General features: G+C 60.5%; 33 protein-coding genes. 28 read left to right on the top strand and 5 right to left on the bottom strand.

What is annotated here, in order from left to right:
• The first annotated feature begins 230 nt into the window (after positions 1-230).
• The 4 genes from ACEVJL_RS01585 (at position 231) to ACEVJL_RS01570 (ending at position 4,759) form a co-directional block, all read left to right on the top strand.
• A complete protein-coding gene (locus ACEVJL_RS01585; protein WP_008982647.1) occupies positions 231-515 on the top strand; it encodes a hypothetical protein in 285 nt (94 codons plus the stop codon).
• A 122-nt stretch (positions 516-637) separates the two neighbouring features.
• Complete coding sequence (locus tag ACEVJL_RS01580; protein WP_008982646.1) at positions 638-1,408, top strand: ABC transporter ATP-binding protein; 771 nt, start codon at positions 638-640, stop codon at positions 1,406-1,408.
• Positions 1,398-3,254, top strand: a complete 1,857-nt coding sequence (locus tag ACEVJL_RS01575; protein ID WP_374736661.1) for an FtsX-like permease family protein — start codon at positions 1,398-1,400, stop codon at positions 3,252-3,254. Before ACEVJL_RS01580 ends, ACEVJL_RS01575 begins: the two co-directional genes overlap by 11 nt.
• Positions 3,255-3,397: 143 nt before the next feature.
• A complete protein-coding gene (locus ACEVJL_RS01570; RefSeq protein WP_374736660.1) occupies positions 3,398-4,759 on the top strand; it encodes an MATE family efflux transporter in 1,362 nt (453 codons plus the stop codon).
• A gap of 16 nt (positions 4,760-4,775) precedes the next feature.
• Here the strand turns inward: ACEVJL_RS01570 and ACEVJL_RS01565 are convergent, their stop codons facing one another.
• From ACEVJL_RS01565 to ACEVJL_RS01545, 5 genes are all read right to left on the bottom strand, one after another.
• Positions 4,776-6,386 carry a sensor histidine kinase gene (locus ACEVJL_RS01565; RefSeq protein ID WP_374736659.1) on the bottom strand — a complete coding sequence of 537 codons (1,611 nt, stop codon included), beginning with the start codon at positions 6,384-6,386 and terminating at the stop codon, positions 4,776-4,778.
• 2 nt (positions 6,387-6,388) lie between these two features.
• A complete protein-coding gene (locus ACEVJL_RS01560) occupies positions 6,389-7,057 on the bottom strand; it encodes a response regulator transcription factor (RefSeq protein ID WP_374736658.1) in 669 nt (222 codons plus the stop codon).
• Between the two features lie 144 nt (positions 7,058-7,201).
• A complete protein-coding gene (locus ACEVJL_RS01555; protein WP_008982641.1) occupies positions 7,202-8,608 on the bottom strand; it encodes an alanine/glycine:cation symporter family protein in 1,407 nt (468 codons plus the stop codon).
• Between the two features lie 324 nt (positions 8,609-8,932).
• Positions 8,933-10,375 (bottom strand): proline--tRNA ligase, encoded by a 1,443-nt coding sequence (gene proS, locus ACEVJL_RS01550; RefSeq protein ID WP_374736657.1) that lies wholly within the window; start codon positions 10,373-10,375, stop codon positions 8,933-8,935.
• A gap of 114 nt (positions 10,376-10,489) precedes the next feature.
• Entirely contained in the window at positions 10,490-11,176 is a 687-nt protein-coding gene (locus ACEVJL_RS01545) for a peptidylprolyl isomerase PrsA family protein (RefSeq protein WP_302668125.1), read from the bottom strand.
• A 172-nt stretch (positions 11,177-11,348) separates the two neighbouring features.
• On the opposite strand from ACEVJL_RS01545, the gene ACEVJL_RS01540 reads away from it, so the two are divergent.
• From ACEVJL_RS01540 to secY, 24 genes are all read left to right on the top strand, one after another.
• Positions 11,349-11,864, top strand: a complete 516-nt coding sequence (locus ACEVJL_RS01540; RefSeq protein ID WP_008982638.1) for a transcription repressor NadR — start codon at positions 11,349-11,351, stop codon at positions 11,862-11,864.
• A gap of 93 nt (positions 11,865-11,957) precedes the next feature.
• Positions 11,958-13,064: a PTS sugar transporter subunit IIC gene (locus ACEVJL_RS01535; protein WP_302668127.1), complete on the top strand. Its 1,107-nt coding sequence runs from the start codon at positions 11,958-11,960 to the stop codon at positions 13,062-13,064.
• A 1,125-nt stretch (positions 13,065-14,189) separates the two neighbouring features.
• Positions 14,190-14,504, top strand: a complete 315-nt coding sequence (gene rpsJ, locus ACEVJL_RS01530) for a 30S ribosomal protein S10 (RefSeq protein ID WP_008982635.1) — start codon at positions 14,190-14,192, stop codon at positions 14,502-14,504.
• Positions 14,505-14,770: 266 nt separating this feature from the next.
• Positions 14,771-15,496: a 50S ribosomal protein L3 gene (rplC, locus tag ACEVJL_RS01525; protein WP_235398236.1), complete on the top strand. Its 726-nt coding sequence runs from the start codon at positions 14,771-14,773 to the stop codon at positions 15,494-15,496.
• Positions 15,497-15,515: 19 nt separating this feature from the next.
• Positions 15,516-16,136 (top strand): 50S ribosomal protein L4, encoded by a 621-nt coding sequence (gene rplD, locus ACEVJL_RS01520; RefSeq protein ID WP_008982633.1) that lies wholly within the window; start codon positions 15,516-15,518, stop codon positions 16,134-16,136.
• Entirely contained in the window at positions 16,136-16,429 is a 294-nt protein-coding gene (gene rplW / locus ACEVJL_RS01515; RefSeq protein ID WP_008982632.1) for a 50S ribosomal protein L23, read from the top strand. The genes rplD and rplW overlap by 1 nt, the downstream gene beginning before the upstream one ends.
• Positions 16,430-16,444: 15 nt before the next feature.
• Positions 16,445-17,278, top strand: a complete 834-nt coding sequence (rplB, locus tag ACEVJL_RS01510; RefSeq protein ID WP_020989773.1) for a 50S ribosomal protein L2 — start codon at positions 16,445-16,447, stop codon at positions 17,276-17,278.
• Positions 17,279-17,292: 14 nt separating this feature from the next.
• Entirely contained in the window at positions 17,293-17,565 is a 273-nt protein-coding gene (gene rpsS, locus ACEVJL_RS01505) for a 30S ribosomal protein S19 (protein ID WP_008982630.1), read from the top strand.
• Positions 17,566-17,579: 14 nt separating this feature from the next.
• A complete protein-coding gene (gene rplV, locus ACEVJL_RS01500) occupies positions 17,580-17,912 on the top strand; it encodes a 50S ribosomal protein L22 (RefSeq protein WP_008982629.1) in 333 nt (110 codons plus the stop codon).
• Positions 17,913-17,927: 15 nt separating this feature from the next.
• Positions 17,928-18,791, top strand: coding sequence for a 30S ribosomal protein S3 (gene rpsC, locus ACEVJL_RS01495; RefSeq protein WP_008982628.1), 864 nt, complete (start codon positions 17,928-17,930; stop codon positions 18,789-18,791).
• The gene (gene rplP / locus ACEVJL_RS01490) at positions 18,791-19,222 is read left to right on the top strand and encodes a 50S ribosomal protein L16 (RefSeq protein ID WP_008982627.1); all 432 of its coding nucleotides are present in this window, start codon (positions 18,791-18,793) and stop codon (positions 19,220-19,222) included. Before rpsC ends, rplP begins: the two co-directional genes overlap by 1 nt.
• Positions 19,222-19,419 (top strand): 50S ribosomal protein L29, encoded by a 198-nt coding sequence (rpmC, locus tag ACEVJL_RS01485; protein ID WP_008982626.1) that lies wholly within the window; start codon positions 19,222-19,224, stop codon positions 19,417-19,419. The genes rplP and rpmC overlap by 1 nt, the downstream gene beginning before the upstream one ends.
• 15 nt (positions 19,420-19,434) lie before the next feature.
• Positions 19,435-19,695, top strand: coding sequence for a 30S ribosomal protein S17 (rpsQ, locus tag ACEVJL_RS01480; protein ID WP_008982625.1), 261 nt, complete (start codon positions 19,435-19,437; stop codon positions 19,693-19,695).
• A 12-nt stretch (positions 19,696-19,707) separates the two neighbouring features.
• Entirely contained in the window at positions 19,708-20,076 is a 369-nt protein-coding gene (gene rplN / locus ACEVJL_RS01475) for a 50S ribosomal protein L14 (RefSeq protein ID WP_008982624.1), read from the top strand.
• A gap of 15 nt (positions 20,077-20,091) precedes the next feature.
• On the top strand, positions 20,092-20,406 hold the full coding sequence (gene rplX / locus ACEVJL_RS01470) for a 50S ribosomal protein L24 (RefSeq protein WP_235398232.1): 315 nt from the start codon (positions 20,092-20,094) through the stop codon (positions 20,404-20,406).
• Between the two features lie 18 nt (positions 20,407-20,424).
• The gene (rplE, locus tag ACEVJL_RS01465; RefSeq protein ID WP_008982622.1) at positions 20,425-20,976 is read left to right on the top strand and encodes a 50S ribosomal protein L5; all 552 of its coding nucleotides are present in this window, start codon (positions 20,425-20,427) and stop codon (positions 20,974-20,976) included.
• Between the two features lie 14 nt (positions 20,977-20,990).
• Positions 20,991-21,176 carry a type Z 30S ribosomal protein S14 gene (locus ACEVJL_RS01460; RefSeq protein WP_160663218.1) on the top strand — a complete coding sequence of 62 codons (186 nt, stop codon included), beginning with the start codon at positions 20,991-20,993 and terminating at the stop codon, positions 21,174-21,176.
• 605 nt (positions 21,177-21,781) lie between these two features.
• Entirely contained in the window at positions 21,782-22,180 is a 399-nt protein-coding gene (gene rpsH / locus ACEVJL_RS01455; RefSeq protein WP_110441718.1) for a 30S ribosomal protein S8, read from the top strand.
• A 14-nt stretch (positions 22,181-22,194) separates the two neighbouring features.
• Positions 22,195-22,740 (top strand): 50S ribosomal protein L6, encoded by a 546-nt coding sequence (gene rplF, locus ACEVJL_RS01450; RefSeq protein ID WP_008982619.1) that lies wholly within the window; start codon positions 22,195-22,197, stop codon positions 22,738-22,740.
• Positions 22,741-22,757: 17 nt separating this feature from the next.
• On the top strand, positions 22,758-23,117 hold the full coding sequence (gene rplR / locus ACEVJL_RS01445) for a 50S ribosomal protein L18 (protein ID WP_008982618.1): 360 nt from the start codon (positions 22,758-22,760) through the stop codon (positions 23,115-23,117).
• A gap of 17 nt (positions 23,118-23,134) precedes the next feature.
• A complete protein-coding gene (gene rpsE / locus ACEVJL_RS01440; protein ID WP_008982617.1) occupies positions 23,135-23,635 on the top strand; it encodes a 30S ribosomal protein S5 in 501 nt (166 codons plus the stop codon).
• 13 nt (positions 23,636-23,648) lie between these two features.
• Complete coding sequence (rpmD, locus tag ACEVJL_RS01435; protein WP_008982616.1) at positions 23,649-23,831, top strand: 50S ribosomal protein L30; 183 nt, start codon at positions 23,649-23,651, stop codon at positions 23,829-23,831.
• An 18-nt stretch (positions 23,832-23,849) separates the two neighbouring features.
• Positions 23,850-24,290, top strand: coding sequence for a 50S ribosomal protein L15 (gene rplO, locus ACEVJL_RS01430; RefSeq protein WP_008982615.1), 441 nt, complete (start codon positions 23,850-23,852; stop codon positions 24,288-24,290).
• Positions 24,291-25,655: a preprotein translocase subunit SecY gene (gene secY, locus ACEVJL_RS01425; protein WP_008982614.1), complete on the top strand. Its 1,365-nt coding sequence runs from the start codon at positions 24,291-24,293 to the stop codon at positions 25,653-25,655.
• Position 25,656 lies beyond the last annotated feature (1 nt).

Here is a 25,656-nt window from a genome sequence, read left to right as displayed (position 1 = left end):
AGACACTGGCACAGGAGAATCAGGGCCACATTGGTGCAGTACAGGACAAAAAAGTCTCCGGTCAGGCGCAGACGCTGCTGCTGGGTCAAGAAAACTCCCCCTTTCCGGTGTCAGTGTATGCGCCGGGATGGGGGACTCATGCGCGGTGGGGACTGGAATATCCCCCCAGGAAATGGGACACACTAACCGGGAATCAAAGGGGCCGCGCCCCGGGAAAGGATGTGATGGAGATGGTAAAGGGAATCACCCGCCAGGTGATTTTGGTCAAGTCCCCCGACCCCAAGCTCTTTGAGGAGGCAATCTTTATTGTGAAAGAGGAGGCCCTGGCCCGGGAAGGGGTCAGCGCCGACCAGGTGATCCGTCAGGCCCGCCAGGCCGCCGACGGCTATTTGAAAAGCGGACGGGCCTGGAACCGGAAGCTGGAGCGGCTGGACCGGTTCCGGGGCCCCATCTGGGGGGCGGCTGGAGCGGCGGCCGCTTCTGCGGCCTGGTATGCCGCTCTATTCCTGCTATAAAAAATCTTCCAAACTTCTTAAGAGAAACCTAAGAAAACCTTTCAAGGATTTGCACAAACTGTATGTTATCCTCTCATACAGTTCAAGCCGGAACTGTCCGGCCAAAAGGAGAGGATCATCGCATGTCTGATTTGCTGCAAGTGACCGACCTGGTCAAAATTTACGGCCGCCGGGACGCGGCCACCCGCGCCCTGGACGGGGTAAGCCTGTCTCTGGCGGCGGGGGAATATGTGGGTATCATGGGAGCCTCCGGCTCCGGCAAGACCACCCTGCTCAACTGCATTTCCACCATCGACCGACCCACCTCCGGCTCCATCCAGGTGGACGGACAGGAATTGACAAAACTCCGGGGCAAGGAGCTCACCCGTTTCCGCCGGGAGCGGTTGGGGTTTATCTTCCAGGACTGCAACCTGCTGGACACCCTCACCGCCTTTGAAAACATTGCCCTGTCCCTGTCTATCGTAGGTACTCCGGCGGGGGAGATCAAAGGCCGGGTGGAGGAGATGGCCTCTCTGCTGGGCATCTCGGAGTGTTTGCAGAAGTACCCCTACCAGATGTCGGGGGGCCAGCAGCAGCGGTGTGCCGCCGCCCGGGCCATGGTCACCCGCCCTGCCCTGGTGCTGGCCGACGAGCCCACCGGCGCTCTGGACTCCAAGTCCGCCCGGATGCTGCTGGAGCGGCTGGAGGTCCTGAACCGGGAGCGGGGGGCCACCATTCTCATGGTCACCCACGACGCCTTTACCGCCAGCTGCTGCCGCCGGGTGGTTTTCCTGCGGGACGGCCGCATCTTTAAGGAGCTGCGCCGGGGCGAGGGGGAGGACCGCCGTACCTTCTTCCAAACCATTATCCGGGTGGTCACCCAGCTGGGAGGAGAGATGGAAGATGTTCTTTAAGCTGGCTCTTCGCAACGTGCGCCGGTCCTTCCGGGACTACGGGGTGTATCTGCTCACCCTCACCTTCGGCGTGTGTCTCTTCTACACCTTTAACTCCCTGGAGGGCCAGGGCGCTATGGTCTATCTGGCCCAAAACGGCAGCCCCATGGTGGAGGTGATCCAGGCCTGCATCAGCATCTTCTCCGTCTTTGTGGCGGTGGTGCTGGCCTGCCTTATTCTCTACGCCAACCGCTTTTTGCTGCGGCGGCGCAAGCGGGAGCTGGGTACTTACCTCCTGCTAGGTCTTGGCCAGGGGCAGGTGTCCCTGGTGCTGGTGCTGGAGACCGGGCTGGTGGCCCTGGTGTCTCTGGTGCTGGGTCTGGGGCTGGGCGTGCTGGCCTCCCTGGGGCTGTCCCAGCTCACTCTGTCCATGTTCCAGATCTCCATGGACGGCATGTTGGGCCTGCATTTCTCCCCGGCGGCGGCAGGCAAGACCATCTTGTACTTTGGCCTCATTTTCTTGCTGGTGATGCTGCTCAGCGGCGTGCAGGTGTCCCGCTCCAAGCTGCTGGACCTGATGCAGGGGGACCGGCGCAACGAGCCCCTGCGCCAGCGTTCCTTAACGTGGGCGGTGTTCCAGTGTGTGCTGGGGGTAGTGTGCCTGGGGGTGGCCTATGTCATGCTGCTCACCTTCGGCATGATGATTTTGGCCATGCCCATGCTCTGTGTGCCCATGCTGGCCCTGGGTACGGTAGGTACCCTGCTCATTTTCCGGTCTCTGTCCGGCTTTGTGCTGCGGTTGGCCCAGAGCCACCCCGGTTTCTACTATAAAAACCTGAACCTCTTCACCCTGCGGGAGTGGATGAGCAAGGTCCACTCCACCTACCTGGCCCAGACCGTCATCTGCATTCTTCTGCTGCTGGCCATGGGCATCACTGCCAGTTCTATCGGCCTTAACTCCACCCTGGACGCCCTGGCCCAGGATCAGGCTCCCTTTGACATCACCATTCAGAATCAGAACGGGGACGAGCGGCAGGTGGACTTTGACGGGGTCCTAAACGCCGCCGGGTTTGATACGTCGGAAAAGCTGTCCTGGCAGCGGGACTTCCTCATCTACTACGGGGACACCGCCGTCACCGGACTCTACTCCTCCGGCGTCATCAGCCTCACCGACTACAACGCCCTGCGGGAGCGCCAGGGAGAGAGTCCCTACACCGGCACCCTGCCCGCCTCTATCCCCTGGGAGGAGGTATGCCGCCTGGTAAACGGCGGCTTGGGCATGGACATGGTAGTGGTAGATGACACTATGTTGGACCAGTTGGAGGTCCGCCGCCAGTTGTGGGTGGCCGATTACGCCGGGGACGCGGAGGAAACCGAGGCCGATCTGGTCTCCGCTTTGACTGAGCTGCCCCAGACCTGCCTCACCCGCACGGAAAGTCGGATCATGCTCTATCAGGAGCTGGTGGGCAATAAGATCCTGGCCCTGTTTTTGGGACTGTATCTGGGAATCACCTTCCTGCTGGCCGCCGCGGCGGTGCTGGCCTTGCAGCAGCTGAGCCAGGGGGCAGACAACGCCGGGCGCTACGCCATCCTGCGCCGCCTGGGCGCTCAGGAGAGCATGGTGTCCCGCTGCGCCGTGGAGCAGGTGGCTCTCGCCTTCCTGCTGCCGCTGGCCCTGGCCCTCATTCACAGCGTGGTGGGTATGAAGGCGGCCAACGACTTCATTGCCCAGGCGGGCAAGGTGGATGCTCTCCAGAGCACCGCCGTTACCGCCCTCATGCTGCTGGTGGTGTACGGGGGCTACTTCCTGGCCACCGCCCGGGCCTGCCGCCGCCTGGCCCTCCAGGGGAGCGGCGCGCGGCGCTGAATCGATCAAAATTGCCCATTGGCCCCCGGGGCCAATGGGCAAAATTTTAGGAAAAATTTCATCTGTTCAGGCCGGTGGGGAATGGCTATAATAGTCCGGAATCCAAATCCCCCCTGGGGAGATTGTCCAAGGAGAGAACGCGTATGACCAAGGACCTGACCACCGGCAGCCCCATGCGGCTCATTCTGGGCTTTGCGCTGCCCACCCTGCTGGGCATGCTGTTCCAGCAGTTCTATAATATGATGGACACCATGATCGTGGGCAAGCTGCTGGGCGCCACCGCCCTGGCGGCGGTAGGCTCCACCGGCTCCATCAACTTCTTTGTCATCGGCTTTTGCATGGGCGTGTGCAACGGCTTTGCCATCCCGGTGGCCCAGCGTATGGGCGCGGGAGATTACAGCCAGATGCGCCGGTATGTGGCCAATGCCGCCTGGCTGGCCATCGCGTTTGCCGCGGTACTCACCGTGGCCACCGGCCTGCTGTGCGGCACCATTCTCACCGTCATAAATACCCCTTCTGACATCTATGAGGGGGCCTACTGGTACATCTTCATCATCTTCATGGGCATCCCCGCCACCTTCCTTTATAACCTGCTGGCGGCCATCATCCGGTCCCTGGGAGACAGCAAGACGCCCGTCTATTTCCTGGCCATGTCCTCGGTGCTGAACATTGGCCTGGACCTGGCCTTTATCCTGGTGTTCCGGCTGGGGGTGGCGGGAGCCTCTCTGGCCACTGTGCTCTCCCAGGGGGTGTCCGGCCTGGCCTGCCTGGTGTACATGGTGAAAAAGTTCCCCATCCTCCACATGAGCCGGGAGGAGCGGCAGCTGGATATCCGTTCCTGCCGGGCGCTGTGCTTCATGGGGGTACCCATGGGGCTTCAATACTCCATCACCGCCATCGGCTCCATCTTCCTCCAGTCGGCGGTCAACAGCCTGGGCAGCCTCTATGTGGCGGGTGTGGCTGCGGGAAGCAAGCTCTTCCAGCTGCTGGGCTGTCCCTACGACGCCATGGGTGCCACCATGGCCACCTACTGCGGCCAGAATGTGGGCGCGGTCAAGCTGGACCGTCTGGGCAAAGGCGTGCGGGCCTGCTCGCTGCTGGGCCTCATCTATGCGCTGATCGCCTTCGGCGGCATGCTGCTCTTTGCGCCCCAGGGGGCCATGCTCTTCCTGGACCCCACCGAGCCGGAGCTTGCCACCCTGGTTGATCTGACCGCCCAGTACATCCGCACCCTCACCGCCTTTTTCTTCCCGCTGGCTCTGGTGAACATTGTCCGCTTCTCCATCCAGGGTATGGGCTTCAGCGGCCTGGCCATTCTGGCCGGCGTGATGGAGATGATCGCCCGCACGGCGGTGGGCGTCATCTTTGTGCCTATGTTTGGCTATACGGCGGCCTGCTTCGCCTCCCCGGCGGCCTGGGTGTGCGCTGACCTGTTCCTGATCCCTGCCTGCATGGGCAGCATCAAGCGCCTGCGAAAGATTTACGAAAAAGAACCCGAAGCCTGATGGCTTCGGGTTCTTTTTATATCGGCAGTTCCAGAACAAAGGCCACGCCGCCAGGGCGGTTTTCCACCCAACACCGGCCGCCGTGGGCCTCCACGGTCTTCCAAACGATGGCCAATCCCAGGCCGGTGCCGCCGCTGTCCCGGCTGCGGGAGGGATCGGCGCGGTAGAAGGGCTCCCAAAGCCGGGACAGGTCCTCGGACGGGATGTTGGGCCCAGCGTTGTAGACCGTGAGGCGGGCGCGATGGCCCAGCTTTTCCAAAGAGACCTGTACGGTTCCGCCGGAATCGGCATGGCGCAGGGCGTTGGAGGCCAGGTTTTCCACCGCCTCCTCCAGCCGTGCCCGGTCCCCGGAGAGGGATACCTCCTCCAGCTCCAGTTGAAGCTGGAGATGTTTCTGCTCCAGGGGCAGGGCAAGGGGGGCAAACACCTCCCGTACCAGGGCGGCCAGGTCCACCGGTTCCTTTTTCGCTACCCCGTTTGCCTCCGTCCGGGCCAGCTCCAGCAGGCTGCCCACCAGAGCGGACATGCGGTCGCTCTCCGAGAGTACCACGTCCAAGTATTGATCCCGCTTCGCCGGGGCGATGTCCTCCCGCAGGGCCTCGGCGTGGGCACGGAGGACAGCCAGGGGGGTTTTCAGCTCGTGGGCCGCCGCCCGGGCAAAGTCCCGTTCCCGCTGGATAGCCCGGCGCTGGCGGTGGTCGGTAAAGAGAGCCATGGCAATGGCGGCCAGCAGAGTAAACAGGGAGGTGGATTTCAGCTCCTCAATAATTCGATGCGTGGGAATATAGGAGAAGCCATAGCCGAACAGGATGCCGTCGGACAGAGGATAACAGGTGGTGTTGGAGCTGACGGAGGCGGAGGAGAAGTTGTCTGGCAGAGTATCGATCCCAGCAAAGAGAAGATCCACTTGTTTCTCTAATTTCTGCCACTGGTCCAGCATCTCCCGGGGGGAGGCGCTGCGGACCGTCAGGGCGGAAAAAAGATCTACCGCCTCAAACCGCATGGTGGTCAGCTCCTTCCCCTCAAAAAAGGAGCTGTCGGTGTCTACCATGGTGACTTCCTTGCCTCGGTAGACATAGGTGATGGTCTTGGGGTAGACGATCTGCCGCTCCTCATCCACTACGCCCACCACATCACACCAGAGGGCGTCTGTCTCCGACTCCATGTCGGGTTCTCTGGGAAGAGCCTGGAAAATTCTTAGGCTGGGCTCCTCCCGCAGCTTCTGCGCCAGTTCTACCTGCTCCTCCGGGCTGAGCACCGCATCCAGCCAGAGATACCAGTCGAGTGTGGAAGTCCCGGGCAGGGAGGCACGGCTGTTGGTCAGCTGACTGCGGGCCAGCTCTTGGCCATCGGCGGTGTAAAAGCGGAACTGGACGATCCCGTCGTAGTCGTAGAGCTGATTTCCCAGCCAACTGGCGAGAATGGCCGGTTTCCGGGCCTCTGTGGCCTCTCCGGACCACACACTTTGGTAGTAACTCTCGGCGTTTTGACAGGCGGACTGGACGGCAAGCTGGACCTCGCCCTTCAGCTTTTGTCCGCTCAGTCCCCATAAAATCCCCATCATCCCCGCCCACAGCAGCAAAAACAGGGGGAGCGTGCCAGTAAAAATCTGCTTGAGCCGCTTCATGGTCATCCCTCCTCCAATCGGTAGCCCGCCTTGAATACCGTCTTGATCTGTTTGCCTGCCTTACCCAGGGCGGCGCGGAGACTGCGCACCCGTACATCCACCGCCCAGTCGTCCCCCTCAAAGTCCAGCCCCCACACCTTGTCCAGAAGCTGGGCGCGGGAGAGCACCTGCCCCTGATTGCGCAGAAGGCATAGGAGCAGCTCGTACTCTCGGGGGGAGAGCTTGATTTCCTGTCCCGCTGCCGTACACCGGCGGGCGCCGGTGTCAACCTGGATGGCACCGCAGGAGAGGATACCGGCTTTCCGCTCTCCCCGGCTGCGGCGGATGAGAGCCTGGAGCTTGGCCAGCAGCACGGCCAGGGAAAAAGGCTTAGTTACATAGTCATCCGCTCCCAGCGCATAGCCCCGGAGCGTCTCCTCCTCGCCGCCCAGGGCGGTGAGAAACAAAATGGGCACAGAGCTTTGGCGGCGCACTGCCCGGCACACCCCGAAGCCGTCCAGTCTGGGCATGAGGACATCCAGCACCACCGCATCGTAGTCCTGCTCCTCCAGAAGCTCCAGGGCCTCCTGGCCGTCCCGGGCCAGGTCGCACTCCAGACCGTGGGCGGTGAGATAGTCCCGGATGATCTCCCGCATCGCCCGCTCGTCCTCTACCACAAGAATCCGGTCCATCGCCCATCCTCCCTTTCTGTGTTCAGGGTACACCCTGCCTGTGTCCAAGTTATGTCCATTCCATCATACCCCGGAACCTTTTTTCGCGCAACGCAGAAAAAACGCCGCGGAGCATTGCTCCACGGCGCTTTTTTGAAGATTTGCTTAGTTCCAGTAGTCGGTCTTTTCCTTCAGACCGATGCTGGCAGCCTTGAAGACCGGGTTCTTGCCCTGCTTCTTCTGGGTGGTGTAGTCCTTGAGAGCAGCCAGGGCGGGACGGGCCAGGATGACGATGACGGGCAGGTTCAGGATAGCCATAATGCCCATGAGCACGTCGGCCAGGTTCCACACGGTGCTGATCTGCATGCCGGCGCCGATGAAGATGAGGATCATGGCGTCGATGCGGAAGAGGATCATAAACTCCTTGGCGGGGACCTTCTTCACAATGTAGGCCAGGCAGTTATCCACATAGTACAGGTTGCCGATCAGGGTGGTGAAGGCAAAGAGCACCATGGCCACGGTGATGAAGATGGGGCCGATGGGGCCGAAGGTGGCGGACAGGGCAGCCTGAACATAGGGAGCGCCCTCCAGCTCGGCGGTGGGCTCCACGCCGGAGCACAGCAGCATGAAGGCGGTGGCGGAGCAGATGAGCAGGGTGTCGATGAACACGGAGAGCATCTGCACCAGGCCCTGCTTGACGGGGTGGCTGACGTTGGCGGAGGCGGCGGCGTTGGGAGCGGAGCCCACACCGGCCTCGTTGGAGTACAGGCCGCGCTTGATGCCGTACATCATGGCGGAGCCGGCAAAGCCGGAGAAGATGGCCTGGAAGTCAAAGGCCTCGGAGAAGATGCGGCCGAACACATAGGGCAGGTTGCCGATGTTCATCACCAGCACCACCAGGGACACCAGCACGTACAGGCCGCCCATGAAGGGCACCAGGGTGGAGGTGAACTTAATGATGCGCTTGCCGCCGCCCATGACGCAGTAGCCCACCAGGACCGCCAGAATGGCACCGATGATCCAGGGGGTGCTCTCTGCGTTATAGAAGGAGTAGCCGCTGAAGGTGGACTGCAGGTTGTAGGAGGCCAGCATGTTGAAGCCGCCGGCGTAGGTGAGGATCAGGGCCACAGCGAAGATGACGGCCAGGGGGCGGGAGTGGAGGGCAGCCTCGATGTAGTAGGAGGGGCCGCCGTAGCTCTCGCCGGTTTCGGGGTTGCGGCGCTTATAGATCTGAGCCAGTGTGGACTCGATGAAGGCGGAAGCGCCGCCGATGATGGCGATGATCCACATCCAGAACACGGCGCCGAAGCCGCCCAGGCAGATGGCGGTGGAAATGCCGATGATGTTGCCGGTGCCCACGCGGGAGGCGGTGGACACCATCAGAGCCTGGAAGGAGGAGATGGAGCCGGCCTTGTCCGGCTTCTCGCCCACCACGCGGATGGACTCGGCGAACATACGGAACTGGATGAACTTGGTGCGGAAGGTGAAGTACAGGCCTACTGCCAGCAGCAGGATGATCAGCAGGTAGGAGTACATGATGTTGCTGATCTCATTGATGATCATATCAAGCATGACAACACACTCACTTTCTTAAATGGTGAAGTTCTCTCTCCGACAACAGACGCGGTTCAGACCTCCTCTCGGCCCCGGCGTCTCACAGGGCGCAAGGAAGCCCTGCGTGCCGAAGGGGAACGGAACGCGGGGCCTTTATGTGGACTTATTATACAGGAAAAAGTGGATAAAAGCCAGAACAATCTGTGGAAGTTGCTGAACTTTGTGAAAAGTACACAGAAAGTTCACATTTGTGCGTGCGCTTCGGTGGGAATGGCCGGAAACAAAATTCCCCCGCCCGGGCAAAAGGCCCGGGACGGGGGAAATCATCGGGAAATAAACGGATCAGTAGGCCACGCCCCACAGGATCATGTGCTTGGCGCTCTTGCCGCAGCACACGCAGGTATCGGACACCTTCTCCTGCTCCAAAGGCATGCACCGGGAGGTGACGCCGGCCTGCTCCTTCATCTTGAGCTCGCACTCCAGATCGCCGCACCACATGGTCTTAGCAAAGCCGCCCTCGGTCTCCATAAACTCCTTGACCTCGTCCAGAGTCAGGCACACGCGGGTGTGGTCCTCCAGGTTCTTCTTGGCCCGCTCGTAGAGGCCGTTGTGCACCGCGTCCAGCAGCTGGGGCACGGTGGTCTCCAGCTCGGCCAGAGGCACGAAGATCTTCTCGCCGGAGTCACGGCGGCAGATGCAGCACTGGCCCTTCTCCATATCCTTGGGGCCGAGCTCCACGCGCAGGGGCACGCCCTTCATCTCATACTGGGCGGCCTTCCAGCCCATGGACTGGTCGGAGGCGTCCATGCTGGCACGGATGCCGGCGGCCTTCAGACGGTTGAGCAGGTCGGTAGCGGCGTCCAGCACGCCCTCCTTGTGCTGGGCCACGGGGATGACCATGGCCTGGATGGGGGCGATGCGGGGGGGCAGCACCAGGCCGTTGTTGTCGCCGTGGGTCATGATAATGCCGCCGATCATACGGGTGGACACGCCCCAGGAGGTCTGGTGGGGGTAGTGGAGCTGGTTGTCCTTGCCAGTGAAGGTGATATCAAAGGCGCGGGCGAAGCCGTCGCCGAAGTAGTGGCTGGTGCCGGACTGGAGGGCCTTCTTGTCGTGCATCATGCACTCCACGGTGTAGGTCTCCTCAGCGCCGTTGAACTTCTCCTTGTCGGTCTTGCGGCCCTTGACCACGGGCATGGCCAGCACGTTCTCCAGGAAGTCGGCGTAGATGTTGAGCATCTGCTGGGTCTCCTGGCGCGCCTCCTCCTCGGTGGCGTGCATGGTGTGGCCCTCCTGCCACAGGAACTCACGGTGGCGCAGGAAGGGACGGCTGGTCTTCTCCCAGCGCAGCACGCTGCACCACTGGTTGTACAGCTTGGGCAGGTCACGGTGGGAGTGGATGATGCTCTTGTAGTGCTCGCAGAACAGGGTCTCAGAGGTGGGACGGATGCAGTAGCGCTCCTCCAGCTTCTCGCTGCCGCCGTAGGTCACCCAGGCGCACTCGGGGGCAAAGCCCTCCACGTGGTCCTTCTCCTTCTGCAGCAGGCTCTCAGGGATCAGCATGGGCAGGTACACGTTCTCGTGGCCGGTCTCCTTAAACCGCTTGTCCAGCTCCGCCTGGATGTTCTCCCAGATGGCGTAGCCGTAGGGACGGTAGATGAACACGCCCTTGATGGAGGAGTAGTCAATGAGCTCCGCCTTCTTACACACGTCGGTGTACCACTGGGCGAAGTCCACCTCCATATCGGTGATCTGCTCCACTTGCTTCTTGTTATTCTGAGCCATATCAAAATCAGTCCTTTTCTATAAGATCGGGCTTGGAAAACTCGTACCGTTTATTGTATAAATTTCGGCTGGAAAAGTCAAGGCGGAAACCGCAAAAGGGAAGAGCGGGGGCGGTTACATGTAGTCTCCGGTGTAGTCGAGGACCATGTCGTCCAGCGTGGTCCAGCCGCTGGACACCAGGGAGTAGTAGTCCCCGTCCAGCTTCAGCTGGAGCATTACCGACTGGTCCTGGCCGTAGGTGGCCTGGGGCAGGACCTGCTCCACCTTCTCGATCATGCGCAGGGCGTACTCCGCGTCCAGTTTCTGATAGGCCGCCTCGCTCAGGGTGCTGGCCTCGTCGGGGGTGGTGCCGTTGTCCGCGCATACCTGGCTCCAGATCTCGGCGTACGTCTCATCGGGAATCAGATGGAACACCTCGATGGGGGAGAGGATGACCTCCACGGCAAAGTCTCCGCCCTGGAGCTTGTTGCCCTCGCCCACGGAGTACTGGGCCTTGGCATAGATGTCCTTGACCAGCTGGGTGGCCCGCTCATTGACCTCGTCGTTGGGGTAAAAGACCTCCAGATAGTTCAGCAGACGCTGGGCCTCGGCCTGGGCGTTGTCCTCATACTGCTGCTTGGCGTCCTCCTCTGTCATGCCGTCCACCAGGTCCAGATATTCCTGGCTGTACTGGCCTTTGTAGGTGCAGTCCAGTTCCCCCTGAATATAGGTGGTCACGTCCGCTCCGGACAGACCGCAGGCAGCGAGGGTCAGGGTCAGCGCGCAGGCCAGAATTCCGGCAAACAAGTGGCGTTTTTTCATAGACGATCTCCTCTCTTTCCTTGCGCGGGGGTGGCGGCAGGCGGGGAACCGCCCGGTCCGAATTTTAGATACTTTAACTTTAAAGGAAGAAAGCGGGAAAGTCAACCTTGCCCGCGCAGATGGGATGTGGTACACTCCTGTCATGACAACCAAACAGACAGGAGGTGCGGCCATGGACGCTGCACACAGAAGAAAGACGATCACACATATTTTAGAGGAGGCCAAAGCGCCGGTGAGCGCCGCCGCCTTGGCTCGGGAATTTTCTGTCAGCCGTCAGATCATTGTGGGGGACGTGGCCCTGCTGCGGGCGGCAGGACTGGACATCGCCGCTACCCCACGGGGCTACGTGCTGCCCAAGGAGACCACCGGGCTGGTGCGTACCGTGGCCTGTGTCCATCCGGGGGAGGCCATGGCCCGGGAGCTGGAGATCATGGTGGATCAGGGCTGCCAGGTGATGGATGTGGTGGTGGAACACCCGGTGTACGGCCAGCTTACGGGACAGCTGCGTCTGGCTTCCCGGTATGATGTGCAGGAGTTTGTCCGTCTGGTTTCTCAGCGGAAGGCCAAGCCGTTGTCTGATCTTACCGGGGGAGTCCACCTTCACACCCTGCGCTGTCCTGACGAGGACAGCTACCGCCGGGTGCTGGCTGGATTGAAGGCAGAGGGATTTCTCTACCCGGGGGAATAAAGAAATAGGTTGACAAACCGGAAATATCCGGTACAATGTGGTATACACGTGTCTTGACACCTGTATACCACATTTTGTTTGGGAGAGAATTTTATGGGACGCTTACAGGAATTTATGAAGCGGAAAAACATTGTCATCTCCGCCAAGCGCTACGGCATCGACGCTCTGGGTGCTATGGCTCAGGGGCTGTTCTGCTCGCTGCTGATCGGTACCATCCTCAACACCCTGGGGACCCAGTTCGGCATCCCCTTTCTTACCGCCCAGATCATTACCATCAATGACGTGGGCTACACTGTGGGCGGGCTGTGCTCCTTTATGAGCGGCTCGGCCATGGCAGTGGCTATCGGCTATGCCCTCCAGGCGCCGCCCATGGTGCTCTTTTCCCTGGTGACGGTGGGCTACGCCTGCAACGCCCTGGGCGGGGCAGGAGGGCCGCTGGCCGTCCTGTTTGTGGCCGTTATCGCCGCGGAATTTGGCAAGGCAGTGAGTAAGGAGACCAAGATCGACATTCTGGTCACGCCCATCGTTACTATCCTTGTTGGCATCGGAGCGGCCTGGATCATTGCGCCTCCCATTGGCGGGGCGGCCAGTGCCTTTGGGCAGCTCATTATGCAGACCACCAAACTCCAGCCCTTCTGGATGGGGATGCTGGTGTCTGTTCTGGTGGGCATTGCCCTCACTCTGCCCATCTCCTCGGCGGCTATCTGTGCCGCCCTCACCCTCACTGGCCTGGCGGGAGGCGCCGCGGTGGCTGGATGCTGTGCCAACATGGTGGGCTTTGCGGTGCTCTCCTTTAAAGAGAATGGCTGGGGCGGCCTGGTCAGCCAGGGCATCGGCACCTCCATGCTCCAGATGCCCAACATTGTGCGCAATCCGAGAATTTGGCTGCCTGCCATCCTCACCTCCGCGATTACGGGGCCCATTGCCACCTGTCTGTTTAAATTGGAGATGAACGGCGCGCCCATCAACTCGGGTATGGGCACCTGCGGCCTGTGCGGACAGCTGGGCGTCTGGACGGGCTGGGTGGCTCCCAGCGAGCAGGCCCTGGCCAACGGCGCGGTTGCCATTGCGCCCACGGCCTTTGACTGGGCAGGGCTGATTCTTATCTCCTTTATTCTGCCTGCTGTCCTGTGCTGGGCCTTCGGCATCTTCTTCCGCAAGATTGGCTGGATCAAAGAGGGAGATCTTCAACTTTCTTAAAAAAAGTTGACAAAGAATTTTCTGCGAAACTTCGTTTCTCCTCTGCGCCCGCCGCTTTCTTGAAAGAAAGCTTGGCAAAGAACTTTGTGGGAAACTTCGTTTCCCTTCTGCGCCCGTAAGAGAGACTTTCGTGGGAGTGACTGCTTAGGTCGCTCCCACCTTTATTATATATAGATTCCGCCCTGCGGGGCGGGTTCCTTTCTGAGTCACCAGAAAGGAACCAAAGAGTGACTGGGGGCCGCTTCCGGTGAGCACCTTGTCTGCGGCGGCGCTCACAGTCATTGCCCCCAGACCCCCGCTTACGGGAGCGTGTCCCTTTGGTTTTTTGGTTACTTCCGGCGGCCTAAGCTTTGACCCTGCGCCTTACTACACTTGGGCCTTAGGCCCTTTTGCCATCAAAATTTAAAAGCGTTTCCATTCTAACGTACACCGCCTGGTGCGTCCCTACCTGTTTAGTGCGGCAGTCATCGATTGCCCAGCTGCCACGGTTATGCCTGAGTAGGCGGTGTTATTTCAACCCCACATCTTCCAAGACTTTCACCTTGTAGGCCCCAGTGGGCCGAGGCAAGAAGAACCAGCGATCATGTCTTTGCCCGCCGGGAGGGCATGAAGGTTTTTCTGGAGGGTGTCCCCCGTAAACGGGGGTCCGGGGGCGGGATGACTGTGAGCGCCCGCTTCGCGAAGGCGCTCACCGGAAGCCAGCCCCCGGCGATTCTTTCGTGCCTTTCTGATCGCTCAGAAAGGCACATCCCCGCCCCTGTCAAACATCACCAAAGCAAACACAGGAAACTCCGTGAAAACGGGCAAAATTTTTTGAAAAAACACCTTGACACACACGGGGGTGTTGATGTATCATACTGGAGTCCCTGTTAAGGGGGCAACTGCGATGATGTGGGAGATTGCTCAGAAATGAGGTAACTTCCACGGAGTATGTCCGAGCTAGAATCGGGCGGCTGAAGGACCTGGGCACAGCGTATATCGCTGTAGCTGGGTGGAACCGGCCTGCTTGCACGCCGGTTTCTTTCATGCCACGGAGTGATACGCACGAGAACGTGGACAGGAACTTCACCGTACGAAGCGAGGGACAAGGAATTCACTTCGTATGTATTAAGGAGGAAACAACCCATGGCAGCTCAGAAAGAAATGATCCGCATCCGTCTGAAGGCTTACGATCACCAGCTCATCGACCAGAGCGCGGAGAAGATCGTGGAGACCGCCAAGCGCACCGGCGCTACCGTCTCCGGCCCCATCCCCCTGCCCACCAAGAAGGAAGTCGTCACCATCCTGCGCGCCGTCCACAAGTACAAGGACAGCCGCGAGCAGTTTGAGCGCCGCACTCACAAGCGCCTGATCGACGTGGTCAAGCCCTCCCCCAAGACCGTCGAGGCCCTGATGAGCCTGGAGCTTCCCGCTGGTGTGGAGATCGAGATCAAGCTGTAATTTCACAGCCATCTCAAACAACTACCTTGTGTACCCGCTGTCTGCCGCATATTGAGGCGGACGGGTCAAGTTGGCCGAGCAATAGCCAAGCGTTTGAGCCGTCGTGAGCAGCGCAGATGGACCGAAGCGAGGGATACAAACCAAGAAGGGCGAAACGCCCGGATGTTTGTGTCCCGAGCCGGAGGGAAGCCGCGCGTCGCGAACAGGCGAAACGTGATGAAGACTAACTCGCCCAACCAATAACCTATATAGGAGGAAAATCCAACATGGAGAAAGCGATCATCGGCAAAAAGATCGGCATGACCCAGATCTTCGATGAAGCTGGCCACGTGGTCCCTGTGACCGTGATCGAGGCCGGCCCCTGCACCGTGGTGCAGAAGAAGACCGCCGAGAAGGATGGCTATGAGGCCATTCAGCTGGGTTATCAGACCGTTCCCGAGCGCAAGCTGACCAAGCCTGAGGTTGGCCATCAGAAGAAGGCCGGCCTGGAGGAGCTGAAGAAGGTTCTCAAGGAGTTCCGTCTGGACGACTGCTCCAAGTACGAGATCGGCGACGAGCTGAAGGCTGACGTGTTCGCCGCGGGCGACCGCGTGGACGTCACCGGCATCAGCAAGGGCCACGGCTACCAGGGCGTTATCAAGCGTCACGGTGCTTCTCGCCTAAAGGAGACCCACGGTACCGGCCCTGTGCATCGTCACGCCGGCGCCATGGCCGCCAACAGCGATCCTTCCCGTATCTTCAAGGGTAAGATCGGCGCCGGCCAGATGGGCAACGAGCAGGTCACTGTCATGAACCTGGACGTCATCTCTGTGGACGCCGAGCTGGGCATCATCGCGGTTCGCGGCGCCATCCCCGGCCCCAAGGGCGGCGTGGTGTTCCTGCGCAACAGCGTGAAGAAGTACGTCGAGCCCAAGGGTGCTGCCGGCATCAGCAACAACCCGCAGAAGGCTTCCGGCCGCAATCCCCAGAAGGCTTCCGCCCGCAACAAGTAAGGAAAGGAGAGTGTAAATCATGGCAAAAGCGAATGTGTTTAACATGGCCGGCCAGCAGGTCGGCGAGATCGAGCTCTCCGAGGCTGTTTTCGGCATCGAGCCCAACCAGGCTGTTGTCCACGAGGTGGTCAAGAACCACCTGGCCAACTGCCGTCAGGGCACCCAGAGCGCTCTGACCCGCGCCGAGGTTTCCGGCGGCGGCAAGAAGCCCTGGCGCCAGAAGGGCACCGGCCACGCCCGTCAGGGTTCCACCCGGGCTCCCCAGTGGACTCACGGCGGTATCGTGTTTGCTCCCAAGCCCCGCGATTACAGCTACACCCTGAATAAGAAGGTGAAGCGCCTGGCTCTGAAGTCCGCTCTGTCCGCCAAGGCCGCCTCCGGCGACATCCTGGTGGTCGACGAGCTGAAGCTGGACGCCATCAAGACCAAGGACATGCGCAACTTCCTCAACGCGGTTGAGGCCGGCAAGTCCGTGGTCATCACTCCTGAGGTCAACGAGATCGTGGTCAAGTCCGCCCGGAACATCCCCGGCGTGGTGACCACCACCGCTAAGATCCTCAGCGTGTACGACATTGTCAACGCCAAGCGCCTGGTCATCGACAAGGCCGCCCTGGCCATCATCGAGGAGGTGTTCGCGTAATGACCGCTTATGATATCATCAAGCGCCCCATCATCACCGAGCAGTCCATGGCTGATACCGAGATGAAGCGCTACACCTTCGAGGTGGCCAAGAACGCCAACAAGATCGAGATCGCCAAAGCGGTCGAGGAGATCTTCGGCGTGAAGGTTGCCAAGGTCAACACCCTGAACATGCAGGGTAAGGAGAAGCGCATGGGCGCCCGGCCCGCTGGCCGCCGTCCCAGCTGGAAGAAGGCTATGGTCACTCTGACCGCCGATTCCAAGACCATCGAGTTCTTCGAAGGCATGGTGTAAGGAGGAGATTGAACAATGGCTATCAAAACTTTTAAGCCCACAACGCCCTCCCGCCGTCACATGACTGTGTCCGCCTTCGAGGGCATCGACAAGAAGGCTAAGCCCGAGCGCAGCCTGACTGAGAACCTCAAGAAGCACGCTGGCCGCAACAGCTACGGCCGCATCACCGTTCGCCACCGCGGCGGCGGCAACAAGCAGAAGTATCGTGTTATCGACTTCAAGCGCGACAAGGAAGGTAAGGCTACTGTTCTGAACCTGCAGTACGACCCCAACCGTTCCGCCAACATCGCCCTGATCCAGTACGAGGACGGCGAGAAGCGCTATATCCTGGCCCCCAACGGCCTGAAGGCCGGTCACATCATCATGACCGGTGCTGACTCCGACATCCTGCCCGGCAACTGCCTGCCCATCGCCAACATCCCCGTGGGCGAGATGATCCACAACATCGAGCTGTACCCCGGCAAGGGTGCTCAGCTGGTTCGCGCCGCCGGCGTGGCCGCTCAGCTGATGGCTAAGGAGAACGGCATGGCTCAGGTGCGTCTGCCTTCCGGCGAGGTGCGCTATATCCGTGAGAACTGCAAGGCCACCATCGGCCAGGTTGGCAACACCGATCACGCTAACATCCAGATCGGTAAGGCCGGCCGTAAGCGTCACATGGGTTGGCGTCCCACCGTCCGTGGCTCCGTCATGAACCCCAATGACCACCCCCACGGCGGCGGCGAGGGCAAGAGCCCCGTTGGTCGTCCCGGTCCTGTTACCCCCTGGGGCAAGCCCGCTCTGGGTTACAAGACCCGCAAGACCAAGAACCGCACCGATAAGTTCATCGTCAAGCGCCGCAACGACAAGTAAGGAGGGAGTAAAAGATGAGCAGAAGTATCAAGAAAGGCCCCTTTTGCGCCCCCGAGCTGCTGAAGCGGGTCGACGAAATGAATCAGACCGGCGAGAAGAAGGTCCTGAAGACTTGGAGCCGCGCCTCCACCATCTTCCCCTCCTTCGTCGGCCACACCTTCGCGGTCCACGACGGCCGCAAGCACGTGCCCGTCTACGTGACCGAGGATATGGTCGGCCACAAGCTGGGCGAGTTCGTCCCCACCCGCACCTTCAAGGGCCACGCGGGTTCCAAGACCGGTAAGTAAGGAGGAGAGATACCATGGAAGCTGTTGCGAATCTGAAATATCTGCGGATCTCTCCCCGGAAGGTGAAGATCGTTCTGGATCTGATCCGCGGTAAGGATGTGGGCACTGCCGCCGCCATCCTGATGCAGACCCCCAAGTCTGCCTCTGAGCCTGTGCTCAAGCTCCTGAAGAGCGCCGCTGCCAATGCGGAGAACAACCACCAGATGGATCCCGAGAAGCTGTACGTGAGCGCCTGCTACGCCAACCCCGGCCCCATCATTAAGCGCATCCGCCCCCGCGCTCAGGGCCGTGCGTTCCGCATCAACAAGCGCACTTCTCACGTGACCATCGTGGTCAGCGAGCGCTAAGGGAGGAGGAAGAATATGGGACAGAAAGTTAATCCCCACGGCCTGCGCGTGGGTGTCATCAAGGATTGGGACTCCCGCTGGTACGCCAAGAACGAGCTGGTTGGCGACCTGCTGGTTGAGGACAAGAAGATCCGTGACTACCTGAAGAAGACCCTGTACTCCGCCGGCATCCCCAAGATCGAGATCGAGCGGGACAACGCCAAGGTCCGCATCTACCTGCACTGCGCCCGTCCCGGCGTGGTCATCGGTAAGGGCGGCGAGGAGATCAAGAAGATCGAGGCCAAGCTGGTCAAGATGATCGGCAAGCCCGTGGACCTGAAGATCGTGGAAGTGAAGAACGCCGACATGGACGCTCAGCTGGTTGCCGAGAACATCGCTCAGCAGCTGGAGAAGCGTATCGGCTTCCGCCGCGCCATGAAGAACGCCATGGGCCGTGCGATGCGCTCCGGCGCCCGCGGCATCAAGACCTGCTGCTCCGGCCGTCTGGGCGGCGCTGAGATCGCCCGTACCGAGCACTATCACGATGGCACCATCCCCCTGCAGACTCTGCGCGCCGACATCGACTACGGCTTTGCTGAGGCTGCCACCACCTACGGCCGCATCGGCGTGAAGGTGTGGATCTACAAGGGTGAGGTGCTCACCCAGGCCCTGCGGACCACTCCCCGCACCCTGGATACCAGCAAGCCCTATCAGGAGCGCCGTGAGCGTCCCCGCCGCGACCGCCGCGACGGCGACCGCCGTGGTGGCTTCAACCGGGATCGTCGCGAGGGCGGCTTCAACCGCGGTCCTCGTCCCGCCGGCCAGGGCAACTTCAACAACAATCGTGGCCCCCGCCCCGCCGGTCAGGCCAATGCTCCTAAGGAAGGAGGCGCTCAGTAATGCTGCTGCCTAAGCGCGTAAAGTATCGCCGTGTTCACCGCGGCCGCATGAAGGGTAAGGCTACCCGGGGCAACACCGTCAGCTACGGTGAGTTTGGCCTGATGGCCACTGAGCCCAGCTGGATCACCAGCAATCAGATCGAGGCCGCCCGTATCGCCATGACTCGTCACACCAAGCGTGGCGGTAAGGTTTGGATCAAGATCTTCCCCGATAAGCCCGTAACCGAGAAGCCCGCCGAGACCCGCATGGGTTCCGGTAAGGGTTCCCCCGAGTACTGGGTGGCCGTGGTTAAGCCCGGCCGCGTGATGTTCGAGATCGCCGGCGTCTCCGAGGAGGTCGCTCGTGAGGCTCTGCGTCTGGCCAGCCACAAGCTGCCTGTCAAGTGCAAGATCGTGAAGCGTGAAGAGACCGAGAAGGGTGGTGAAGCGTAATGAAGGCCAATGAAATCCGCAAGATGTCCGGCGCCGAGCTGGAGACCAAGCTGATGGACCTGAAGAAGGACCTGTTCAACCTGCGCCTCCAGCACGCCACCAACCAGCTGGATAACCCCGTGCGCATCGCTGAGGTCAAGAAGGATATCGCCCGGGTCAAGACCATCATCCGCGAGCAGCAGCTCGCCGGCCGGTAATAGGAGGAATAGAAGATGGAAAACAGAACTTCTTCCCGTAAGACCAGAGTCGGCCTGGTGGTTTCGGACAAGATGGATAAGACCGTGGTGGTCGCCATCGCCGACCGCGTGGCCCACCCTCTGTACAAGAAGATCGTTAAGAGAACCTATAAGCTGAAGGCTCACGATGAGAACAACCAGTGCGGCATCGGCGACCGTGTCCGTGTCATGGAGACCCGTCCCCTGTCCAAGGACAAGCGCTGGCGCGTGGTTGAGATCATCGAGAAGGCGAAATAAGGAGGTGCCGGCATGATTCAGGAAGAAAGCTATCTGAAAGTCGCCGATAACACCGGCGCCAAGGAGATCAAGACCATCCGCGTGCTGGGCGGTTCCAAGCGCAAGTTCGGCAACATCGGCGATGTGGTCGTGGCTTCCGTGCGGAAGGCTCAGCCCGGCGGTACCGTGAAGAAGGGCGAGGTCGTCAAGGCCGTTATCGTCCGTTCCGCTCGGGGCGTGCGCCGCGCCGACGGCTCCTACGTCCGGTTTGACGACAACGCCGCCGTCCTCATCAAGGAGGACAAGAACCCCCGCGGCACTCGTATCTTTGGCCCAGTGGCCCGCGAGCTGCGCGACAAGGATTATATGAAGATCCTGTCCCTGGCTCCCGAAGTGCTGTAAGGGAGGGTTTTTAGGATGAATAAAATGAGCATTCGCAAGGACGACCTGGTGGTCGTTCTGTCCGGCAAGGACAAGGGCAAGCAGGGCAAGGTCCTGGAAGTTATGCCCAAGAGCGGCAAGGTCGTGGTGGAGAAGGTCAACGTGGTCTCCCGCCACACCAAGCCCCGTAAGCAGGGCGAGCAGGGCGGCATCATCCAGAAGGAGGCCCCCATCTACGCCTGCAAGGTGCAGAAGGTCTGCCCCAAGTGTGGTAAGCCCACCCGCGTCGGCCAAAAGGTCGAGGGTGACAAGAAGGTCCGCATCTGCAAGAAGTGCGGCGCCGAAATCTGAGAGAGGAGGAGTTAACCAATGGCCAATACGCCTAACCTGAAGAAGCTGTATCAGGACGAGGTCGCTCCTGCTCTGATGCAGAAGTTCGGCTACAAGTCCACCATGCAGATCCCCCGTCTGGACAAGATCGTTGTCAACGTGGGCTGCAGCGAGGCCCGCGAGAACGCCAAGGTTCTGGACGCCGTGGTCAGCGACCTGACCGCTATCACCGGCCAGAAGGCTGTGATCACCAAGGCCAAGAAGTCCGTGGCTAACTTTAAGCTCCGTGAGGGCATGCCCATCGGCGCTAAGGTTACCCTGCGCGGCAACAAGATGTGGGAGTTCCTGGACCGCCTGTTCAACGTGGCCCTGCCCCGCGTGCGTGACTTCCGCGGCATTTCCGCCGACTCCTTTGACGGCCGGGGCAACTACGCTCTGGGCATCAAGGAGCAGCTGATCTTCCCCGAGATCGAGTACGACAAGATCGACAAGATCCGCGGTATGGACATCGTGATGTGCACCACCGCTCAGACCGATGAGGAGGCCCGCGAGCTGCTCAAGCTCATCGGCGCTCCCTTCGCCGGCCGCTAAGGAGGAGGAACAACATGGCTAAGAAATCTATGATTCTCAAGCAGCAGCGCGAGCCCAAATTCTCCAGCCGCCGCTACAACCGCTGCAAGATCTGCGGCCGTCCCCACGCCTACCTGCGCGACTACGGCATCTGCCGTATCTGCTTCCGCGAGCTGGCTTATAAGGGCCAGATCCCCGGCGTGAAGAAGGCGTCTTGGTAAGTTAAATGCCCCTGTGCTTCGTGAGGTCCGCTTGCCGTACACAAAGTACGGCGGCGCGGCCCGCACATTGCCCAGGAACATTTTCCTCACCAATCCGCGGTGCAAGATTGGTCAGTGGGCAGTTAGTGGCTTGACGTACACAAAGTACGCCTGCGCCGCTCCGCCTTGTCTGACAAAGCGATCTTCACCAAGACCCTGGCAGGTCCCTAAGAGGCTTGCCCCTGAAATGAGTCGAAAAAGAGACCGGCTGCGGTGCAGCCGGTCTCTTCCAGACAAAAGCTGACCACGCACCCGTGTGTGCGAAGCAAAAAACCCTTGCAATTCCCAGATTTATGGGGTACAATAAAGTGCTTGTGCGCCAGAGGACTTAAAAATGGCACGCCCGACACCGTTGGGCGGTGCAAAAAACCCGTAATCCCCACCGGAAAATCCCGGGGTGTGAGTACGGGGTTTTGGCTTGCAAGGTGACTTTGGTCAAGCCCGCCTCGCGGCGGTTTTGATAGCGCCAAAGGCGCGAAGGCGGTCAACAGGTCGGGGAGCGCCTACCCCCGATACCTTACCGTCTGTACCGGATTTTCCGGTAATCTTATAAGGAGGTATATCTCATGCATATCACGGACCCCATTGCGGATATGCTCACCCGCATCCGCAACGCGAACAACGCCAAGCATGACACCGTGGACGTCCCCGCGTCCAACATGAAGAAGTCCATCGCTCAGATCCTGCTGGATGAAGGCTATATCAAGAACTTCCAGCTCATCGACGACGGCACTCAGGGTGTCATCCGCATCACTCTGAAGTATGGCGCCGGTAAGGAGAAGGTCATCTCCGGTCTGCGCCGCGTGTCCAAGCCCGGCCTGCGGGTGTATGCCGGCGCGGACGAGCTGCCCAAGGTTCTGCGCGGCCTGGGTATCGCCATCGTATCCACTTCCAAGGGCGTCATGACTGACAAAGCGGCCCGCAAGGCCCATGTCGGCGGCGAAGTCCTGGCATTTGTCTGGTAAGGAGGGTTATAGGAATGTCTAGAATTGGTAGAGCTCCTATCGCCATTCCCGCCGGAGTGGAGATTAAGGTAGAGGACAACAACGTTGTCACCGTCAAGGGCCCCAAGGGCACCCTGACCCAGCAGTTCAACCCCAACATGGCCATCGCCATCGAGGAGAACGTGCTGCATGTCACTCGTCCCAACGACGCTAAGGAGAACCGTGCTCTTCACGGCCTGACTCGCACCCTGATCCACAACATGGTGGTGGGCGTGACCGAGGGCTACAAGAAGGAGCTGGACGTCAACGGCGTTGGCTATCGTGTGGCCAAGGAGGGCAACAAGCTGGTGATGAACCTGGGCTTCTCCCATCAGGTCATCATGGAGGAGGTTCCCGGTATCACTATCGAGGTTCCCGGCCCCAACAAGATCATCATCAACGGCTGCGACAAGCAGCAGGTTGGCCAGTTTGCTGCCGAAGTGAGAGAGAAGCGTCCCCCCGAGCCTTATAAGGGCAAGGGCATCAAATACACCGACGAGGTCATCCGCCGCAAGGCTGGTAAGACCGGCGCCAAGAAGTAAGAAGGAGGTGTGCCACTATGATCAACAGACCCGATACTCGTTCCCAGCGGCTTAAGCGCCATAAGCGCGTGCGCGCCAAGATTTCCGGCACGCCCGAGCGTCCCCGCCTGAACGTGTTCCGCAGCGCCACCAACATCTATGCCCAGATCATCGACGATGTGACCGGCAAGACCCTGGTGAGCGCCTCTTCCCTGGAGAAGGATTTCTCCTGTGAGGGCACCAAGTCCGACGCCGCCAAGCAGGTTGGCATCAACGTGGCTGAGCGTGCCAAGGCCAAGGGCATCGACACCGTGGTGTTCGACCGCGGCGGCTATGTCTACCACGGCCGCGTCAAGGCTCTGGCCGAGGGCGCCCGTGAGGGCGGCCTGCAGTTCTAAGGGAGGAGGAAACGACAATGGCTAGATTTGAGAGAGAACCCAGCGAGTTCGTGGAGAAGCTCGTTTCCCTGAACCGCGTATCCAAGACCGTCAAGGGCGGCCGTATCTTCAAGTTCGCCGCTCTGATGGTGGTGGGCGATGAGAAGGGCCGCGTGGGCTTTGGCCTGGGTAAGGCCGCCGAGGTGCCCGAGGCTATCCGCAAGGGCATCGAGGACGCCAAGAAGAACATGATCACTGTGTCCCTGTCCGGCACCACCATCCCCCACGAGGTGATCGGTGAGTTCGGCGCCGGCCGCGTGCTGATGAAGCCCGCCGCCCCCGGTACCGGCGTGATCGCCGGCGGCGCTGTCCGCGCCGTGCTGGAAGCTGTCGGCATCAAGGATATCTACACCAAGTGCCTGCGCTCCAACAATCCGCAGAACGTGGTCTCCGCTGCCTTTGTGGGCCTGAAGTCCCTGCGCAGCCCTGAGGAGGTCGCCCGCATCCGCGGTAAGAGCGTGGACGAGATCCTGGGTTAAGGAGGCGCTGACAATGGCTAATCTGAACATTAAGCTGGTCAAGAGCCTGAACGGCCGCATCGCCAAGCACAAGGCGACTGCCGAGGCTCTGGGCCTGAAGAAGATCGGCGACATTACCGTGCAGCCCGACAACGCTGCCACCCGTGGTAAGATCGCCCACATCGGCTACCTGCTCCAGGTGACCGAGGAAAACTAACGTAGGAGGCGCGAGACAATGAATCTGCATGAACTCTCCCCCGCCGCCGGTTCCACCACTAAGTCCTTCCGCAAGGGCCGCGGTCATGGTTCCGGCAACGGTAAGACTGCCGGCCGTGGTCACAAGGGCCAGTGGGCCCGCTCCGGCGGCGGCGTGCGCGTGGGTTTTGAGGGCGGCCAGATGCCTCTGGCCCGCCGTATCCCCAAGCGCGGCTTCAACAACATCTTCGCTAAGCCCCTGGAGTCCGTGAACGTCTCCGCTCTGGAGAAGTTCGAGGACGGCGCTGTGGTCAACGCTCAGGCTCTGCTGGAGAAGGGCATCCTCTCCAAGTGTGAGTATGGTGTGAAGATCCTGGGCAACGGCACCATCACCAAGAAGCTGACTGTCCAGGCGTCCGCTTTCTCCGCCTCTGCCAAGGAGAAGATCGTGGCGGCCGGCGGAAAGTACGAGGTGATCTAAATGATCAAGACCGTTCGGGACGCCTGGAAGATCCCTGAGCTGCGCAACAAGATCCTCTTTACCATCTTTGCGCTGCTCATCTTCCGTCTGGGCGCCGCCATTCCGGTCCCCTATATCAATGGTGACCAGCTGGAGACCTATCTCACAGCCCAGAGCGGTACCATTCTGGGGCTGATGAATGCCATGAGCGGCTCTGCCTTCTCTATGGCTACCCTGTTCGCCCTGAGCGTGCAGCCCTATATCAACAGCTCCATTATCATCCAGCTGCTTACCGTGGCCATCCCCGCTCTGGAGCGGCTGGCCAAGGAGGGCGGCGAGGAGGGCCGGAAGAAGATCGCCTCCATCACCCGGTACACCACCGTGGCCATCGGCCTGCTGCAGGGTTTTGGTTACTACACCCTGATCAACAGCTACGGTCTGGTGGAGACCGACGGTCTGCCTGCCGTTTGGGTGGGCCTGGTCATCGTGCTGTCCTTCACTGCTGGCTCTGCCTTCCTGATGTGGCTGGGTGAGCAGATCACCGAGTTCGGCATTGGCAACGGCATTTCCATTCTGCTGTTCGCCGGTATCGTTTCCCGCTTCCCCCGTATGGTGGGCGACATCATCACTGGCCTGGGTTACTATAACAACCCCCTCACCGACGAGATGAAGGCCAGCATGAGCGAGACTCAGATCGCCGCCTATGAGAACGCTGCCCTGGCTCCCTGGATGGTCCCCGTGATCATCATCGGTATGCTGGCTCTGGTGGTGTTCATCGTGTTCATCTCCAACGCCGAGCGCCGCCTGCCTGTGCAGTATGCCAAGCGGGTGGTGGGCCGGAAGATGTACGGCGGTCAGTCCACCCACATCCCCATCAAGGTGAACATGAGCGGCGTTATGCCCATCATCTTCGCCCAGTCCATCGCCTCCCTGCCTGCCACCATCGGCGCCTTTGCCGGCTGGACTACCACCAGCGGCGGCTTCGGCGGAGGTCTGATGAACCTGTTTGATACCACGAAGCCCTTCTACAGCATCCTGTATTTCCTGCTGATCGTGGGCTTCAGCTACTTCTACGCCACCATGCAGTTCAACCCCATCGAGGTGGCGAACAACCTGAAGAAGAACGGCGGCTTTATCCCCGGCTTCCGTCCCGGCAAGCCCACCGCCGACTTCATTATGAAGGTGCTCAACAAGATCACCATGTTCGGTGCCCTGTACCTCTCCGTGGTGGCTATCGCCCCCATCATCACCGGCAACCTGGTCAGCTATAATTCTCTGGCCATCGGCGGCACTTCCGTTATCATCGTGGTAGGCGTCGCTCTGGAGACCGTGAAGCAGATGGAGGCTCAGATGCTCATGCGGCACTACAAGGGCTTCCTGGAGTAAG

Source organism: Flintibacter porci (assembly GCF_041925195.1).
Lineage (GTDB): Bacteria > Bacillota > Clostridia > Oscillospirales > Oscillospiraceae > Lawsonibacter > Lawsonibacter porci.
The sequence above is the reverse complement of the archived record's forward strand: the minus strand, read 5'-3'. Positions and strand labels throughout refer to the sequence as shown.